We start from the raw sequence: 18,322 nt of genomic DNA, 5'->3' as shown, positions 1-18,322 counted from the left end.
TGACAAGGTTTATGATGCTATCGATAACAGGATTGTTACTGTAAATATACAGGCAAAACCTGACGCACGGGATCGCTCCTGGACGTCAGGTTTTTTCGTTTTCAGCATGCTGAAACATCCGGGAAAAACCATGAAGATCGCAAAAATACTTAATAATAACGTGGTGATTACGCTGGACGACCGTCAGGAAGAGACGGTGGTTATGGGAAAAGGTATCGGCTTTAAAAAGAAGGCTGGCGATCTGCTGGACGAAAACCTGATCGAGAAGGTCTTCACCCTTAACGGCAGCGAAATGGCCGAGCGCTTTAAAACGCTGCTGTCGGAGATCCCCCTGGCCTGCGTGACCACGGCCGACAAAATCATCACCCTCGCCCGCCAGCGCTTGCCGGGCAAGCTGCATAACATTGTTTATATCACGCTGACCGATCACATCCACTTTGCGCTGCAACGCCATGCCCAGGGGCTGGACATCAAAAACGTGCTGCTGTGGGAAATCAAGAAGCTCTACCCGGCCGAATTTGCCGTCGGGCTGGAGGCACTGACGCTGATCGCCGAACGGCTGGGCACCACGCTGCCGGAGGACGAAGCCGGGTTTATTGCCCTGCACCTGGTCAACGCCCAGTTGAACGATGAAATGCACAACACCCTGCATATCACTCGCGTCATGCAGGAAATCCTGAATATCGTCAAATACCATTTCCGTTTTGACTACAACGAAGAAGCCCTGAGCTATCACCGCTTTATCACTCACCTGAAGTTCTTCGCCCAGCGTCTGCTGGGTAAAAACTACGTCGACAGCGATGACGACTCACTCTATCTGGTGGTGAAAGAAAAGTACCCTGACTCCTTTGCCTGCGCAGGCAAGATCAATCAGCACATCGAAAAAAACTATCAGCATCAACTCACGCGGGAAGAGATGATGTTTCTGACCATTCATATCGAACGGGTGCGCAGCGAAAGCGAGGCAAGATAGGTTTAGCGACGGGCGTCAAACACCCGAATGCCGTACGGCGGAAACCAGCGTCAACCCTTCGGCCTGTGCCTGGGCGAGCAGCATGCGATCGAAATCTCCCAAATGCTGGTCGCGCTGACAAATACCAGATTAGCGCATGGGTATCCAGCAGCAGACGCCTCATTCATCAGCTAAGTTAGCTAAAGCACAGAGGGCGGTCTGGTTTTTATACGGTGAATGGATTAAAGCGCGAGCAGGCCCGCGCTTTTTTGCAACAGTTACACTTGCGGCCACAGCCAGGCTGCACCGCGTACGCCGCTGGAGTCACCGTGAACGGCTTTACGGATCGGGGTTTCACACTCGCCACCGAAAACCCAGGATTTCACCAACTGCGGCACACGCTGATAAAGACGGTCCACATTGCTCATACCGCCGCCCAACACCACCACGTCTGGATCAAAAATATTGATCACGTGCGCCAGCGATTTGGCCAACCGCAGCTCATAGCGGCTAATGGCTTGCTCCGCCAGGGTATCTCCCTGCGCCACCAGCGCCATGATCTCATGCCCCTTTAGCGGATTACCGCTCAGGCGCGCATAATCGCTGGCAAAGCCGGTGCCGGAGATAAAGGTCTCGATACAGCCCTGCTTGCCGCAGTAGCAGGGAACCTCTGCACGAAAACGCAGTTCGTCATCGTCCAGCCACGGCAACGGGTTATGCCCCCATTCGCCAGAGATGCCGTTACCGCCCGAATGCGCCTGGCCGTTGATCGCCACCCCTGCGCCGCAGCCGGTGCCAATAATCACCGCAAACACCGTTTGTTTGCCGGCGGCCGCGCCGTCGGTAGCTTCCGAAACCGCCAGGCAGTTGGCGTCGTTGGCGATACGGACTTCACGCGCCAGCATCGCAGACAGGTCTTTGTCCAGAGGTTGGCCGTTGAGCCACACCGAGTTGGCGTTTTTAACCAAGCCGGTATAAGGCGACAGCGTACCGGGAATGCCCACCCCGACCGATCCCTGCTGCCCAGTATTTTCTTCCGCCAGTTTCACCAGACCGGTGATGGCCTCCAGCGTTTGCTGATAGTCATGGCGCGGCGTGGCAATACGATGGCGGAACAGTTCCCGTCCGTCGTTGGCCAACGCGATCACTTCAATTTTGGTGCCACCCAGGTCGATACCAATGCGCACGATTTTTCTCCTCAATGCACAACAACGTTGCTACAGCCTAATGTAACCGGCTTTCGGGATCACCCCATTAACGCCGAGTGTGACGGCGATGGCAATTTCCGCATCAGAACCGCACCGGCTGCCGCTTATTAATTAGCCATCGGGTACACTGGATTTTATCAGTTAACCTATTGATAACATTTTTACGCATCATAAAATTCGGAGAGCAGCGATGAAACCTGCCATATTGATCGTCGACGACGATCCCGCTATCTGTGATCTGCTTTGTGACGTGCTCAATGAGCACGTGTTTACCGTACATGCCTGCCACCGGGGCAGCGAGGCGCTGACGCTACTCAGCAAGCAGCCGGATATTGCGCTGGTGCTGCTGGATCTGATCCTGCCGGACACCAACGGCCTGCTGGTGTTACAGCAGATCCACCGCCTGCGTCCGGATCTGCCGGTGGTGATGCTGACCGGTCTCGGTGCCGAGTCCGACGTGGTGGTCGGCCTGGAAATGGGCGCCGACGATTACATCGCCAAACCCTTTAATCCACGCGTGGTGGTCGCTCGCGCCAAGGCGGTTTTGCGCCGTACCGGTGCGCTGGCGTTGGAACCTGCCGCTGTCGGCCAGACCAGAGCGGAGGGCTGGCAGTTCAACGGCTGGTGTCTGGACACCAGCCGCTGCACGCTGCACAACCCTCAGCGCCAGGCTGTCGATCTGACTCAGGGCGAATACGGCTTGTTGCTGGCGCTGGTACAACATGCGCGTAAAGTACTGACCCGCGATCGCCTACTGGAGCTGACCCACGGCGAAACGCTGGAGGTCTTCGATCGCACTATCGACGTGCTGATCATGCGGCTGCGCCGCAAGATCGAAATCAATCCGCACCAGCCCGAACTGATCCGCACCATTCGCGGGCTGGGTTACGTCTTTGCCGCCGACGTCAGCCAGCCGGTGGCTGCCGCCTGATAAAATCCTGCAGTTCCGGCAGCGGCCGAGCACCGTCGATAGCATTGGCGCACAGCAGGTTGAAACGCGCACAGGCATGCGCCAGCTGCAGGGTCTCCACCAAAGGCCAGTCTTCATGGCTGGCGTACAGCACGCCGGCGCAGAACGCATCACCGGCGCCGACGCTGCCGACGATTTCAGCTTGCCTCACCCGCCATGAGGGTTGCCAACGCGCTTCGCCACCGCTCTCCAGCCCGTAAGCCCCTTCCGGGCAATGGATCACCACCCGCCGCCGCACACCGGCCTGCAATAATTGTTCTGCGGCCTGCGCCATCAGTGACTGCTGTAACGAGCCATTAGCCGTACGCAGCGCCAGTCCGGTAAACTCACCGGCTTCCAGCTCGTTGATCACCAGATAGTCCAGCCAGCGCAGCGCCGGCAACACCAAAGGCCGATAACGAGGATCGCCCTGGCGCGACACCAGATCCAACGAAGTCTGGTAACCGCGCTGCTGCATTTGCGCCAGCAGGCGTGCGCTACGGGTGCCGAATTCCTCGTCCGGACAATCCAGGCTGTCGAGCAGCAGCAGATAGCCCAGGTGGAAAATTTTATGATTGCTGTGCAGCGCGTCAAAATCGCCGAGGTCCAACAACCGATTCGCGCCCGGCGCATGGAAAAAGGTCCGCTGTCCACCCGGCTCGGTCATCACCTGCGACATCGAGGTCATCGCCGTTTCGCTGCGACGCACCCGGCCGCTGTCGACTTGGTACTGCGCCAGCATTTGCAAAATATAGTCACCATCGGCATCGCAGCCGATCAGCCCCAGCGCCGCCAGCGGCAAACCGGTTTCCATGCGCGCCAGCGTCAGCAATACATTAAGCGGCGCACCGCCGGTGGCACGCTGGCTATGTTCAATCTCCACCAGCCAGCCCGGCTGAGGCCAATGCGCAATTTGATGGACATGATCCACCAGCATGTTCCCGGCAGAAACAATGCCACGCCGGCTCATCACAACCGCCCGGCGCTGCCGAAAATATGCATCTGCTGCTGCACCACTTCGCTGATCGACCGCTCCACCGCCAACAGCACTTCGGCAAACTCATCATAAATCGCGTGACGCTGCGTCATCCGCTGTTCAATCGCCCCCAGTGCCGCTTGCGACATGCCGGTATAGAAGTTGATTTTGTGAATGCCCAGGCCGATGGCCCGCTTGAAGTCTGCATCGCTGATGCCGGAACCGCCGTGCAGCACCAAAGGAATGCCTGCCTGCTGCTGGATAGCCGCCAGTCTTTCGAAATCGAGCTTAGGTTCGCCCTTGTATTTGCCGTGCGCGTTGCCGATCGCCACCGCCAGTGCATCGATGTCGGTCAATTCGACAAACTCGCGCGCCCGCTGCGGGTCGGTAAATTTATTGCTGTCGGCCTCACCATACAGAGCACCGCCTTCGTCACCGCCGACGGCACCCAATTCGGCCTCCACCGAGACGCCCACCGCATGACACATGCGCACCACTTCCTGCGTTTGACGCACATTTTCTTCATAACTCAGGCCGGAACCGTCAAACATCACCGAGCTGAATCCGAGACGCAATGCCTGCACCACCGCCTCAAAATGCAGACCGTGATCGAGGTTCAACACCACCGGAATGTCGTGCTGCGCCGCCTCACTTTTGATCGCCGCGACCAAAGACTCCAGCGACACGTACTTAAAGTGGACTTCGGCAATATTGATGATAAAGGGCGATCGCGCGGCCTGCGCCGCGGCAAACAACGCGCGAAGGAAATGGCTGTCGAGCACGTTGAACGCACCCAGCGCATAGCCGTGTTGACGCGCATGCGCTAACCCCTGTGCCAGTGAAATCAATGCCATGGTGCATCTCCTTAATCGATAAAGCGCAAGTATTCGTTACACAGCAACCACTGGGGCGGCTGATCCTCTTCGATCTGGCTAAAGCGGCTGAGCGGCGTCAGGAAACGGTTATCGTTGTCATCGTCATTCACCGTCGAAACCTCACCCACCAACACGTCGCCGAAACCTTCCTCGCCCCAAAAGCTGTGATAGATGCCCGGCGTCAGGCAGATGCTTTCCCCCGGCGCCAGCCGCAGGCGTGAACCGGCGGCGTGAGTCTGTCGGCAACCGTCCAGGGTCACGCTCACCGGGCTGTCGGCCAGCCCTTCCTGCGGATCGGCGTTATGCAGCTCGACGATCAGGTTGCCGCCACCGCGATTGATGATGTCTTCCCGCTTGCGCCAGTGGAAATGCATCGGCGTCACCTGTGCTTCGCGGCAATGCATGATTTTCTCCGCATAGCATTTGGCATAAGGTTGACCGCCGGGCGAACCGTTTCGCAACGTGAACAGCGTCAGCCCCTTGTGAGCAAAATCCTCACCGCCGAACGCCGTGACGTCCCAACCCAGCTTCAGGTCGAATACCTCCTGCCACGGCTGACGATCGAGCTGACGCCAGACGGTTGGGCTAAAGTGCGCAAAGGGCGGCAGATGGACGTCGAAGCGGGCAAAAAAATGCTGGGTTTGTTGCAGAATCTGGTTCACGGCGGAACGGTTCATATCGCCTCCGAAAGTGGGGATGAAATGAGGGGCCTGAATAGCAGACCCCGCCGATAGCAGGTTATTTCACCGTCCAGCCTTTGTAGCTGCCGATATTGTTTTTATCGATCATGGTGACCGGGATCAGCACCGGCCCGGTTGGTGCGGGTTTACCCTGCAGGATTTCGTAACCGATCTCGACCGCCTTGGCCGCCATCACCTGCGGATCCTGTGCCGGGGTTGCCACAAACAGCGAGTTGCCGCGCTTGAGCGCCTCTTCGCCATCTGGCGATCCGTCTACGCCAACGATGAAGAACTCGCTGCGCTGCGCCTGCTTGGCGGCCAGATCGGCACCGATCGCCGTAGGATCGTTAATCGCGAATACGCCGTCGATCTTCGGATTGGCCGCCAACAGCGCGGTCATGATCTCCAGCCCGCCTTCACGGCTGCCCTTGGCGTTCTGGTTATAGGACAGCAGCTTGATCTCCGGGTGTTTCTTCAGTTCGGTCATGCAGCCTTCTACCCGGTTCTGTACCGCGGACACCGGTGGGCCGTTGATGATCACCACGTTGCCTTTCTCTTTCAGGCGATCACTGATGTAATTACAGGCCATGGCGCCGGCCTGGGTATTGTCCGAGGTGATGGTGGCATCGGCACCTTCGGCCGCTACGTCAACCGCCACCACCACGATGCCGGCGTCTTTGGCGCGTTTCACCGCCGGGCCGATACCCTTGGAATCTGCGGCGTTCAGGATGATCATATCGACCTTGGCGGCGATAAAGTTATCGATCTGCGCCACCTGTTGACCGAGATCGTAACCGCTCGACACCAGCGTCACGTTAACCTTGTCACCGGCCAGTTCGCGCGCTTTCAGTTCCGCACCTTTGGTGATCTGCACAAAGAACGGGTTGGCCAGATCGCCCACCGTCACCCCTATCGATTTCAACTCTTTCGCCTGCACCAACGAAGCACTGCCGAGCGCGGCGGTAACCAGCAAAGCGGTAATCAATGGTTTGAAACGCATAGTGTTTTCCTCATTATTTTCTGAGATACGAAAAACCTGCCCCGGTGGGCGCCAACCAACCTTTCTTTCTCACTCAACCTTGCCCTATGGATTTCCAGTGGCAGCGAGTGCAAGTCACAACGCTGCGGCTTGAAAGAGGACGGGTAGATCAGTGTTGATAATTGCGGGTGCGGTACTTGTCGATTAACACCGCGATGATGATCACCGCCCCTTTGATCACCAACTGCCAAAAATAAGAAACGCCCATTAACGTCATGCCGTTGTTCAGGGTGGCGATAATCAACGCCCCTACCAGCGTGCCGGTAATGGTACCGATGCCGCCGACGAAGCTGGTGCCGCCAAGAATCACTGCGGCGATCGCATCCAGCTCATAGCCCATACCGAGGTTGCCGTTGGCGCTGTAAAGCCGGGAGGCGCTCATCACCCCACCCAACCCGGACAGCAGGCCGCTCATGCCATAGACGAACAGCAGCACGGCACCGACCTTGATCCCGGTCAGGCGCGCCGCCTGCATGTTGCCGCCTACCGCGTAGATATGAACCCCCAGCGTGGTACGGCGCAGAATGAACCAGCACACGGCAATCACCGCAAAGGCAATAATCACCAACCAGGGGATAGGCCCCAGGTAAGCGTTGCCGATCCATTCAAAACTGATATTGGAATTGATGATGGTGGTGCCGTCCGCCAACAGATAAGCGGCACCGCGCAGTGCGGTGTAGGTACCGAGGGTGACGATAAACGGCGGGAGGCCAGCGTAGGCCACCAGAAAACCATTAAACAGCCCCATGCCCAAACCGGCCAACAGCGCCAGCGGGATCGACATTCCAGCCATGCCAGGCATCAGTGACACCGCCATCGCTACCACCGCGGTGGTGCCCAGCATCGAACCGACCGAAAGATCGATGCCGCCGGTCAGGATGATGAAGGTCATGCCCGCCGCCAACACGATGTTGATCGACGCCTGCCGGGCGATATTCAGCAGGTTGGCATCGGTAAAGAAATTCGGGGCAACAAAGCCGAAAATCGCGACGATCAGGATCAATATCGGCAAGATACCGACGGTTTGCATCATATCGCCCAACAGTGCCCGTTTCAGCGTCGGATTTTTTGCGCCTGGCGGCAATGGATTCGAAGTCATGGTCGGCTCCTTGAGCGTAGGGGTGGAATTATTCATGCGGTAGTCGCCTGCGGTTGGGTGGTGTCAACGCCGGTGGCCAGCGTCATGATGTTTTCCTGGCTGATCTCACCGCCGCCCAGTTCCCCGACAATGCTGCCTTCGTGCATCACGTAAACCCGGTCGCTCATGCCGACCACCTCAGGCAATTCACTGGAAATCATCAGGATCGCCACGCCCTGCTGTGCCATCTGGCTCATGATGCGATAGATCTCGCTCTTGGCCCCCACGTCCACACCGCGTGTCGGTTCATCGAGGATCAGGATCCGTGGGCCAATGGCTACCCAGCGTGAAATCAGCAACTTTTGCTGATTACCGCCGGACAGGCCGCCGGCCCGCACCTGAGCATGTGGCACGCGGATATTCAGCAGGCCGATAGCGTCACTGGAAATACGCTGCGCCTTGCGGCGATTGAGCAGGCCATAGCGACCGTCACGTTCCAGCGTCGCCATCACGATGTTTTCATGCGCGGCCAGATCGAGAAACAACCCCTGCTCCTTGCGGTTTTCGGTGAGAAAGCCGATGCCCAGAGCAATGGCATCGCGCGGCGAGTGGATACTGGCCGGCTTGCCGTCGACTTCCACCGTACCGCCACTGGACTTGCGCACGCCGAAAATCAGCTGCGCCAGTTCGGAACGACCGGCGCCCACCAGCCCGGCAAGGCCGACAATTTCACCGGCGCGGACCTGAAGGCTGACCGGCTTCACCTTTTTGCCGTCAGTCAGGCCGTGCAGCGTCAGGCGAGGTTCCCCCACCGGGATGCCCTGTTCCTTATTGAACAAGTCGCTCAGCGGGCGGCCCACCATCATGCGCACCAACTCGCTGGCGGACAGCTTGTCGCGCATCAGGCTGCCAACATACTGACCGTCGCGCAGCACGCTGACGCGATCCGACAGCTCGTACACCTCCGCCATGCGGTGGCTGATATAAATGATTGCCATGCCTTCATCGCGCAGCCGTTTGATCAGCTCGAACAGTCGATGCGTTTCGCGTGAAGAAAGCGCCGCTGTAGGTTCGTCCATCACCAGAATGCGGCTGTTACGGTGCAGCGCACGGGCGATTTCCACCTGTTGCTGCTCGGCGATGGTTAATTTCATCACGCGATCGCCGGCGCTGAACTGCGCCCCCAAACGATCGATCACCTTCTGCGCTTCCAGCAACATCTGCCCGCGCTTCACCAGGCCGCCACGCTGGATCTCGCTGCCCAGAAAAATGTTTTCCGCCACCGTCAGATTCGGAGCCAAGTTCATTTCCTGGTAAATCAGCGTGATGCCTGCCGCCAGGGCATCTTTTGGCCCCTTGATGGCGAACGGCTGCCCATCGATAAAAATTTCCCCGCTGCTGGCGATATAAGCGCCGGCCAATATTTTCATTAAGGTACTTTTACCCGCGCCGTTTTCACCCATTAGCGCGTGGATCTCACCGCGATACACCGTCAGGTTGACGCCTTTCAGCGCATAGAACTGACCAAAACTCTTGGCGATGTTGTGCATTTCCAGAATCGGGGTCGCGCTCATCGTCATACCTCAGGTTGCGGTTCGGATGGCATGCAGTTAACCACGCATAAATAAATGCAAAATGTCAGCGCCCGTTCATCTTTGTCATATTGTTAATGGGACGGGGATTTATACTGCGAACAGTCAGTTACGGGGGATTCGATGCGCAGACTGCCTTTCCTTGCCGGCGCGCGTGGGCGCCTGTTGATGTTCAATCTGCTGGTGGTGGCGGTGACGCTGATGGTCAGCGGCGTGGCGATCTTCGGTTTCTACCATGCGGGCAAGCTGCAGGAACAGATGCAGGCGCAAACCCTGGCAGAAATGAACGGCAGCATGGCGCTGAGCCGGGATACCTCCAACGTGGCGACCGCGGCTATTCGGCTCTCGCAAGTGGTGGGTGCGCTGGAATACCAGAGCGAATCCGCCCGGCTGAAGCAAACGCAACTGGTGCTGCAAACCTCGCTCAGCCGGCTGGCAGACGCCCCGTTGGCCCACAGCGAACCGGCGCTGGTCAAGCGCATCATCAGCCGCAGCAACGCGCTGGAAAGCAGCGTAACGCGCATGCTGGATCTGGGACACCAACGGCATCTGCAGCGCAATATCCTGCTCAGCGGGCTGTATCAGTCGCAGAGCACGCTACGGCATATCGCCACCCTCAATCAGCGCAATAACCTCAACCAGCCCTCGCAGCCGCTGCTTAGCCAGATCGACCGGTTGCTGGCGATCGCCATACAGACCCCTACTCCCAAGGCCGCAGCCCAGCAGCTCGACAACGTTATGGCCTACTGGCCGCAACACAGCCCGGATGTCCTGGTAGACGAGAAAATGCGGCAGTTTCGGCTCAGCGAACAGCGCCTGCTGCCCGAAACGCTGGAGCTGGAGCAAAGCGACCTGGCCCTGGCCTATTACACCTACCATATCAAAGCGTTAGTTGCGATGCTCAACGACGATATCAACCTTTACGTGCAAAAGGTGGCCAACGAGTCGGAGCTGCGCACCCACCAGACCCATCATGAGCTCAGTTCCATAAGCTGGTTTATCGGCCTGTTCGCGTTGCTGGCACTGGTGATTACCGGCTTCGCCGGACTGTATATCTACCGCAATCTCGGTTCCAACCTGACGGCGATCGCCGGAGCCATGACGAGGCTGGCGCGCGGCGAACGTGACGTCAGCGTACCGGCGCTGCAACGCCGCGACGAACTGGGCGAGCTGGCTCGGGCATTTAACGTCTTTGCCCGTAACACCGCCTCGCTGGAGCAGACCTCCCGTCTGCTGAAAGAAAAAAGCACCCAGTTGGAAACCACCTTTCTGGCGATGCGCGACGGTTTTGCGCTGTTTGATAACGACGGTCAACTGGTGGTGTGGAACCCGCAATACCCCTTGCTGCTGGGGCTCAACGAACACCAACTGCACCGCGGTTTGCACTACCGCGAGCTACTGCAACAGGTTACGCCACCGGCGGGGCAACGTTGGGAAGCGGTGCTGGCCAATCTGTCTAGCGAACTGCCACAGCCGCAGGAACTGCGCCTGAGCGATGGTCGTACCGTAGAGCTACGCTTCAGTCCGGTACCGAACCGTGGCGTGGTTAACGTGGTGTTGGAACGCACCGAGCGCAAAGCGCTGGAAGAAGCGCTGCTGCACAGCCAGAAAATGAAGGCGGTCGGCCAGCTCACTGGCGGCCTGGCGCATGATTTCAACAACCTGCTGGCGGTGATTATCGGCAGCCTGGAACTGACCACTCAACAAACGCAGGACGCACAGACCGAACAGCGCATTATTCGGGCGCTGAAGGCCGCCGAACGCGGCGCACAGCTTACCCAGCGGCTGCTGGCCTTTTCCCGAAAACAGGCGCTGCACCCGCAGGCCATCACGCTGCAATCGCTGGTGGAAAATTTGCAGGAGCTGTTGCGCCATTCACTGCCCAGCACGCTCTCACTGAGCATCGAGGCACAGCGTCCTGGCTGGCCTGCCTGGATCGATGCCAATCAGTTGGAGAACGCTCTCATCAACCTGGTGGTCAACGCGCGGGATGCGATGGAAGGCCGCAGCGGCGTGGTGAATATTCGCATCTACAACCAACGGGTGGTGCGCAGCGGCGGCAAAAAGCAGGACATGGTGGCGCTGGAAGTGATTGATACCGGCTGCGGCATGTCGGAAGAGGTGAAGGCTCAGGTGTTCGAACCCTTCTTCACCACCAAGGCGGTAGGCAGCGGCAGTGGCCTGGGGCTGTCGATGGTTTACGGCTTTGTCCGCCAGTCCGGTGGACGGGTCCAGATTGAAACCGCGCCGGGCAAAGGCACGTTGGTGCGCCTGCAGCTCCCGCGAGCGCCTACGGCGGCGATAGAGGAAGTTCCCGCCCCGCAGCTCGAAGAATGCAAGAACACGGATAATCTGGTGCTGGTACTGGAAGATGAAAATGACGTTCGCCATACGCTGTGCGAACACTTGCACCAGCTCGGCTACCTGACGCTGGACAGCGCGGACAGTCAGGAAGCTTTGGCGCTGCTGCGCCAGACGCCGGATATAGACATACTGATCAGCGACCTGATGCTGCCGGGCGAACTGGACGGCGTGCAGGTGATTGGGCTGGCGCGAGAGATTAACCCACAGCTTACCGCCCTGCTGATCAGCGGCCAGGACATCCGCCGTCAGCACGAAGAAAATCTGCCAAACGTTGAACTGCTGCGTAAGCCTTTCAGCCAGCGGCAACTGGCGTTGGCGCTGCAACGAGCACGACGTTCAAACGCGGACGGCGACGCAATTCGGAGGGAATGAGGCGATTTTTCGCCTCTGATTCGTTATTATGCCGCCCTGCTTTTGATGAATAAGCGTGCCAGGTGCACGCCCAGCCAGGGATAACATTATGCTGTGGTTTAAGAATTTGATGGTTTACCGTTTGAGCCGCGAAGTTGCGCTAAACGCGGATGAAATGGAAAAACAGCTCAGCGCTTTTGCTTTCACCCCGTGCGGCAGCCAGGACATGGCGAAAACCGGCTGGGTCTCCCCGATGGGCTCCCACAGCGACGCATTGACGCATGCGGTTAACGGCCAGATCGTCATCTGCGCACGTAAGGAAGAAAAAATCCTGCCGTCGCCGGTCATCAAGCAAGAGCTGCAGGCCAAAATTGAACGCCTCGAAGGCGAGCAGCACCGTAAACTGAAGAAAACCGAAAAAGACGCGCTGAAAGACGAAGTGCTGCACAGCCTGCTGCCGCGCGCCTTTAGCCGTTTTAACCAAACCTTTATGTGGATCGACACCGTTAACGATCTGATCATGGTTGACGCCGCCAGCGCCAAGCGCGCGGAAGATACCCTGGCGCTGCTGCGCAAAAGCCTGGGCTCTCTGCCGGTAGTGCCATTGACCATGGAAAGCCCGATCGAGCTGACGCTGACCGAATGGGTGCGTTCAGGTGAACTGCCGGCCGGCTTTATTATTCAGGACGAGGCGGAACTGAAAGCGATTCTGGAAGACGGCGGCGTGATCCGCTGCAAGAAGCAGAACCTGATCAGCGATGAAATTGCGGTACATATTGAAGCCGGCAAACTGGTAACCAAGCTGGCAGTGGACTGGCAAGAGCGCATTCAGCTGGTGCTGGCGGATGACGGCTCGTTGAAGCGTCTGAAGTTCGCCGATACGCTGCGTGAGCAGAATGACGATATCGATCGTGACGACTTCGCCCAGCGTTTTGATGCCGATTTCATCCTGATGACCAGTGAGTTGGCGGCGTTAATCAAAAACACCATCGAAGCTCTGGGTGGTGAAGCCCAGCGTTAAGTACACAAAGGCGCAAATCGCTGCGCCTTTGTTCCACATGAGTAGCTTCGCAACACAGATAGCATACCCAAATTAATTGGAGTTGCAGCTAGGCGGCAAGTGCGGGAATCCCCAGGAGCTTACTCAAGTAAGTGACTGGGGTGGGCGCATGCAGCCAACAACGCAGCAGCTTCAAGTAAGAAGGGTATGAATTACTTGCTCAAATAACGGCACAGATAAGCGGTTGCATCGGCAACCTGCAGGTTGAACTCACTGTGGCCCGGTACGAAGAACTTCTCACCCGGCATAAACACCTGCCAGTCCGGCGAGCCCGGCAGCAGGACTTTCAACGCCCCGGTAATCACGGTCATTTCTTCCGGCTGGGCGGTGGTGAAGGTGTACTCACCCTCTTCCATCACACCGACGCTGGTAAGGCCGATGCTGCTACTATCGAAACCGATAGACTTCACTTTTCCGGCAAAATACTCGTTCACTTTCAGCATAGACTGGCACCCGCGTAATCAACTTTATGGGAAATCCATATTGGGGGATTGTGGTTGATCTGTCACTGGTTTTTCACGCGAAATGCGATCGCGACGCAGAGTAAAATTCTGCCGGGCAATGGCTCCTCAGCCTGGCACTCTGGATCCGCTGATAAAAACGCGCCAGACAGCCGCTGTCATTCGCCAGACTAAGGATTTATTCTATATAAAATCAGTTAATTAGCTCAGCCGCCAACTTGGCGACCAGCACGTTGGACAGCAGCACCGGTCTTTCAAGCCGCGCCTGCAGGAAATCGCGATGCTGGCGGTGATAGCCGATGCAATCCAGCACCACCACCTGCGCCCCTTGTCGCTGCAACTCACTTGCCGCCCGTTCCAGCACCGCGTCGTCCGCCAGATAGGGACTGGCCACGGCGAAACAGGGCGGCGTCGCCAGCCGTTGCCATTTGCCTGCTTGCTGGCTGATTTGCTCCGCTACCGGCACCACAATGCCGACCCGATGCTGGCTGACAATGGCGGAAATCAGCGGCGGAATAATGCGATCCGGCTCCAGCAACAGCGCGCGTTCGGCGTGCAGTCGGCCAAATTCTCCGGTGCATAGCAGCAGGATCGCTTCACAGCCCTCGGCTTCCAGCTCACGGATTTTCTGCTGCAATCCCTTTTCGACCCGCGAGGCGCCCAGCCTCACCTGCGTACCGTCCAACAATCGTGAAACCAGCACCTTCTCACCGGCCATAGGAGCGTAGCCTTGGTCAATCTGGCCGAAGCTCAGTCCATCCAACAGCCCGACATGCCTCACCTGATCCGCGGGCAGAAAGGCCGACAGCAGCGGCATGATGTCGTTACGCGGCGCCTGGCCGATAGTCAGCGTGGCAAATGAGGCATTCATCCGGTTATTTCCTTTTTTGCAGGTGGCTGAGGCTGCCGTACAACGCCAGAAGCTGCGCGTATTCATCGGCCTGGTAAAACTGGCAGGTACCGCGCCCGAACTCTTTCGCCACTTCCACCGCAAACTTCACGGTCAGCGCAATATCCACTTCATGGCTGGCACCGGTACCGCAGCCCGGCACCACCGACTCGGTACAGATCGCTACGCCAACCACCGGCGCAGAAGTCGCGGTGGAAGGTTGCAGGATGCTGTTCAGGTGATGCACCCCATTGCCGTACGGCGTAATGTCCTGCGTGGTGATCGGGAACGTCACCGCCGGACGACCGCTGGTCATCTCCATAATCCGCAGCAAGTCTTCCGCCACCCGCAGGATGTAGCCTTCTTTCACCGTCGGCGACAGCGCGTAACCTTTGTGATTGATGATGCGGTTGCCTTTGGTAGTGTCGATAGACAAGATTGCATCGGCTTCCGCCACCACTTCATTGTCGTTCATCGTCACGTCGTCGATTGGCGAATCCATAAAATCGACCGGATCGTGCGGGCGGGTTGGCGCGTCAGGGCAAATATGGGTAGTGATAATGACATCCCCCGGCAACACGTCCCCTTTACGCTGCATTTCTGCCAGCTTCAACGCGCTGGCAATCGCGGCAATTGCCCCGTCGCCGTCGGACACCAAGCCGATGCGCGTAGGCCGCGCACCGATGCCGCCCAACCGGCCGACAATGCCCAGAGTTGGCGCATCCCCACCCCGGTTTTTACCGGCGCTGCCGGGGATATCGATGCGCACGAAATCGGTGGCGCCTTTCGGTCCGCTGGCACGCAACGTACTGGCCCGGATGCCGGGATAAGACGCAAACAGATCGACGACGTCCTGACCGCTCACGTAGGCATTATCTATTAATTCAAAAACCTGCAGCGTTTGTTGCAAACTCATAATCGGCTGACCTCACAATTTAACCGGGGGGTTATTTCCCTTTGCTGGAAAAAATCGAATTGAAAAAGTTGTACAACGCGTCACCGGCAATAAAACCGGCCGCCATGATCTCCATCGGCGTGCGGCCCTTGTCGCCCCAGCGACGGATAATCAGGATGCGCAGCGCAATGCCAAGGAGCACCGCCCACCCCGCCAACGCGTTGTTGATCAGCAGGCCCGTAGCTAACAGCACGCCGAGCTGGCGTTTGGGCCCGCCAATCAGCTGCACGATGGCCCCGGGAATGGCCCAGATCAGCAAGCTGAAGGCAATGCCCGGCTGAGCGCCCGCCTCGATGGTTTTGGCGTACACCCGCGCTACCGGTGGGATCAGGTCCTGCAGGAAGTAGCTGCTGTAAGCGAAGTACACCACCGGGATGGCAATAACAAAGGCGATCAAGGCGGCAAACAGTTGAATGCGACGCCCCAACAGCTCCTGCTGCAAATCTTTGCCGTAGCCGCGCAGAATAAAGCCAGCTTTCAGATCAAACCCCATGTCGGCAAACGCCGGGCCAGTGGCGGCAGTAAACCCGGTCAGCACGCACAATGCCACCGGCGGAAAACCAATCAAAATACCGATAATCAGGGTGATCAGCGCCACCGCAAAGGCCGGGAACCAGCCAGAGTGCATGGCGGCGATACCGACGATCAACTCATGCACAAAGGCGGCGAACGCGGCATAAATAACAAACAACACCAGCATGGTCAGCGACATCTCGCTATACAGCCCGCCGGCCAACGCCAGCAACGCAGCGATAACGATATAGCCAACGGCTCCCAGCCCCAGCGCCTTGCTGACTTCGCTATCTGCCTGGCTGTAACCGGCGGCGTCGACGTTTTTGCTACGGATCACCTGCACCACCTGGATCAACGCCACCAATCCGGCGCCAACCATCACCCCATGAGGAATAAAATGCGCATTGATGTCGAAACCCGCCATAGGTTCTGCGTAGGCGCGCAGCAGCAGGCCGACGCCAAACATCCCCAAAGCCCAAATATTGCCGATAAATGCGGTGCCGAAGGCCGCCATCGGGATTTTAAGCATCGACCCGGCGATCCCCACCGCCACGCCCACCACCAGCAACCAGGCCTGTTTGCCCCCCCGATCGCCGGCCTTGATGGCTTCCGCCGCCGCAACGCCTGGCGGCCAGGCGTTGGCGGCAGGAAAGATTTTGGTGTCAAACATGCGATACAGCAGATAGGCGTCAAGCAACATTGCCACGGCCACACCGCAAAACATCGGCAGGATCAGCTGCGGCTGCCCCATCACATAAGGCACGGCAATTGGCATCAGCAATGAATTGGCAGCGCCAAAGGTGGCGGAGGAAATCACCGTTTGCGCCAGGTTTTGCGTATGTACCGATCGATAACGCTGGAACATTTGCAGCGGAATGCGCGCCAATAGCATCGCGAACAGCGCCCCGATGATCGACGTATTGGGGGTCACGCCCAACGTAGTGATTAGCTGCACACCGATGATCGCCCCAACGATGGACAGAATCACCATCACCAGCAGCGTACCGATATCTTTCAACGGATTTATGGTGGTATTGGATTTCATAGAGTCAATTTCCCTGAATATTCGCTGGCGCATGGCAAAGGTCATTTTTCGGCGTCAGGCTGCCGTCGTAGTTCCGGTATTTGGAACTACGATTTGAATTAATAATTTTTTGACCCGTAACCTAAAGTGAAATAACTAACGAATTCCCTGGTGTTGGCTTTCATTAATTACTCCGTGCTAGCAGAACTATTTCGATGCGTTATTTGATCTGTTGCCAATAATCATCACCGAACTTTTCCGCTAATTGCCGAGATACCGTCATCAACGCTTCTAATACGGCAGGAGAAAACGGTTGTTCGTCCGCTTGGGTGGCAAAGGATAAACAGAGCCCCACCGTCTCATTGCGGTGTTTGTTGGTCACCGCTGTCGCCAACGAACTGATACCCTGCAAGGTTTCGTTACGCGCCAGGGACCAGCCCTGCCGCCGAATCTGCGCCAGCTTGCTCAACAACGCATCCGGCGATTGCGGGGCATTGGGCGAAGCCACGTGGTAACCGGTGGCATAGCGCGCAATAGCCTGTTCATCGCTGTCACGCGCCAAAATTGCCCTGCCCACCGACGTTTCCGCCGCCGGTGAACGGCTGCCCGCCGGCGTCACTACCTGGAGGAAGTGACGGCCCGGGAACATGCGCATCACCATGATCTCCTGCCCCTCGAGCACCGAAACATAACCCGTGCAGCAAGTCAGTTGACTGAGCTGCACCATGCTGGCCGCCACGCTGTCCACCAGCGGCGTCGACAAATAATGGCTGGAAACCGATAAAAGCAAGCGACCGATTTTATACAGCTTGCTGTCGGGATCGCGCTCCAGCATGCCCTGTGTTTCCATGGTCTGCAGCAGGCGCGATACGGTACTTTTCGGCAGCGCCAGTTGGTTCACCACATCGCTGAATGAAATACCGGGTTGCCCGTGCATCATTCGTTGTTGTGAAAATAACTTTAATACCGCTGCGGCATTTTCCAGGGTTGTCATGGCACGCCTTGTTCCACTATATGGAACTTAGTTCCTGTTCGATAATTAGAAACTAAAACTCGCACAACTTATCGTCAAGCAGTTTATTTTTTACGCTGTGGAAAATTAAAGATAATGATGCTTTTGAAAATAAAATAGCGGAAAGATCGCCAAAGTCATGAGGGAAATTAATTTGCACATCTACTTAAGCTGGGGGAAATATCAGCACAAGCTGCTGAAAACGCCATTCACCTGAGCAAACAAAATACGCTTTGCCGCCCCAGAATCAGAAGCGAGCGTTATGCAGACTGAAATCGATCGGCACAATTAACTCCACCACACCGTTATAGAAAGTGTCGCCCGGCAGCGTAGGCAAAACGAAA

The 18,322-nt window shown here is 57.5% G+C and carries 16 protein-coding genes; 4 read left to right on the top strand and 12 right to left on the bottom strand.

Annotated elements, in window-relative coordinates:
• Positions 1-130 precede the first annotated feature (130 nt).
• The gene (licT, locus tag M495_RS04420; protein ID WP_041415225.1) at positions 131-973 is read left to right on the top strand and encodes a BglG family transcription antiterminator LicT; all 843 of its coding nucleotides are present in this window, start codon (positions 131-133) and stop codon (positions 971-973) included.
• A 257-nt stretch (positions 974-1,230) separates the two neighbouring features.
• On the opposite strand, the gene mak is transcribed toward licT, so the two are convergent.
• Complete coding sequence (gene mak, locus M495_RS04415) at positions 1,231-2,139, bottom strand: fructokinase (protein WP_020825444.1); 909 nt, start codon at positions 2,137-2,139, stop codon at positions 1,231-1,233.
• A 211-nt stretch (positions 2,140-2,350) separates the two neighbouring features.
• Between mak and M495_RS04410 the strand changes: the two genes are divergently transcribed.
• Positions 2,351-3,091, top strand: coding sequence for a response regulator (locus tag M495_RS04410; RefSeq protein ID WP_020825443.1), 741 nt, complete (start codon positions 2,351-2,353; stop codon positions 3,089-3,091).
• Here M495_RS04410 and M495_RS04405 read toward each other — a convergent pair.
• The 6 genes from M495_RS04405 to M495_RS04380 all read right to left on the bottom strand — a co-directional run bounded on the left by M495_RS04405 (position 3,066) and on the right by M495_RS04380 (position 9,331).
• Positions 3,066-4,079, bottom strand: coding sequence for a carbohydrate kinase family protein (locus M495_RS04405; RefSeq protein WP_020825442.1), 1,014 nt, complete (start codon positions 4,077-4,079; stop codon positions 3,066-3,068). The genes M495_RS04410 and M495_RS04405 overlap by 26 nt on opposite strands.
• Positions 4,079-4,939 carry a ketose 1,6-bisphosphate aldolase gene (locus M495_RS04400; RefSeq protein WP_020825441.1) on the bottom strand — a complete coding sequence of 287 codons (861 nt, stop codon included), beginning with the start codon at positions 4,937-4,939 and terminating at the stop codon, positions 4,079-4,081. The genes M495_RS04405 and M495_RS04400 overlap by 1 nt, the downstream gene beginning before the upstream one ends.
• A gap of 11 nt (positions 4,940-4,950) precedes the next feature.
• A complete protein-coding gene (locus M495_RS04395; protein WP_020825440.1) occupies positions 4,951-5,637 on the bottom strand; it encodes a D-lyxose/D-mannose isomerase in 687 nt (228 codons plus the stop codon).
• 61 nt (positions 5,638-5,698) lie between these two features.
• The gene (locus M495_RS04390) at positions 5,699-6,640 is read right to left on the bottom strand and encodes an ABC transporter substrate-binding protein (protein ID WP_020825439.1); all 942 of its coding nucleotides are present in this window, start codon (positions 6,638-6,640) and stop codon (positions 5,699-5,701) included.
• Between the two features lie 148 nt (positions 6,641-6,788).
• Positions 6,789-7,778 (bottom strand): ABC transporter permease subunit, encoded by a 990-nt coding sequence (locus M495_RS04385; RefSeq protein WP_020825438.1) that lies wholly within the window; start codon positions 7,776-7,778, stop codon positions 6,789-6,791.
• 32 nt (positions 7,779-7,810) lie between these two features.
• Positions 7,811-9,331, bottom strand: coding sequence for a sugar ABC transporter ATP-binding protein (locus M495_RS04380; RefSeq protein WP_020825437.1), 1,521 nt, complete (start codon positions 9,329-9,331; stop codon positions 7,811-7,813).
• Positions 9,332-9,472: 141 nt separating this feature from the next.
• Here M495_RS04380 and M495_RS04375 point away from each other — a divergent pair, with 141 nt between their 5' ends.
• Together M495_RS04375 and rdgC are read left to right on the top strand one after the other, a co-directional pair.
• The gene (locus M495_RS04375) at positions 9,473-12,085 is read left to right on the top strand and encodes an ATP-binding protein (protein WP_020825436.1); all 2,613 of its coding nucleotides are present in this window, start codon (positions 9,473-9,475) and stop codon (positions 12,083-12,085) included.
• Between the two features lie 88 nt (positions 12,086-12,173).
• Positions 12,174-13,085: a recombination-associated protein RdgC gene (gene rdgC, locus M495_RS04370; RefSeq protein ID WP_020825435.1), complete on the top strand. Its 912-nt coding sequence runs from the start codon at positions 12,174-12,176 to the stop codon at positions 13,083-13,085.
• A 191-nt stretch (positions 13,086-13,276) separates the two neighbouring features.
• On the opposite strand, the gene ppnP is transcribed toward rdgC, so the two are convergent.
• The 5 genes from ppnP to M495_RS04345 form a co-directional block, all read right to left on the bottom strand.
• On the bottom strand, positions 13,277-13,567 hold the full coding sequence (gene ppnP, locus M495_RS04365; protein ID WP_020825434.1) for a pyrimidine/purine nucleoside phosphorylase: 291 nt from the start codon (positions 13,565-13,567) through the stop codon (positions 13,277-13,279).
• Between the two features lie 211 nt (positions 13,568-13,778).
• On the bottom strand, positions 13,779-14,456 hold the full coding sequence (locus tag M495_RS04360; RefSeq protein WP_020825433.1) for an AroM family protein: 678 nt from the start codon (positions 14,454-14,456) through the stop codon (positions 13,779-13,781).
• A 4-nt stretch (positions 14,457-14,460) separates the two neighbouring features.
• Positions 14,461-15,390: a DUF1177 domain-containing protein gene (locus tag M495_RS04355; RefSeq protein WP_020825432.1), complete on the bottom strand. Its 930-nt coding sequence runs from the start codon at positions 15,388-15,390 to the stop codon at positions 14,461-14,463.
• Positions 15,391-15,421: 31 nt separating this feature from the next.
• Positions 15,422-16,987: an OPT/YSL family transporter gene (locus tag M495_RS04350; RefSeq protein WP_020825431.1), complete on the bottom strand. Its 1,566-nt coding sequence runs from the start codon at positions 16,985-16,987 to the stop codon at positions 15,422-15,424.
• A 199-nt stretch (positions 16,988-17,186) separates the two neighbouring features.
• Positions 17,187-17,960, bottom strand: coding sequence for an IclR family transcriptional regulator (locus M495_RS04345; protein ID WP_020825430.1), 774 nt, complete (start codon positions 17,958-17,960; stop codon positions 17,187-17,189).
• Positions 17,961-18,322 lie beyond the last annotated feature (362 nt).

This window comes from Serratia liquefaciens ATCC 27592 (genome assembly GCF_000422085.1).
GTDB lineage: Bacteria > Pseudomonadota > Gammaproteobacteria > Enterobacterales > Enterobacteriaceae > Serratia > Serratia liquefaciens.
This window is presented reverse-complemented; position numbering and strand designations above follow the sequence as displayed.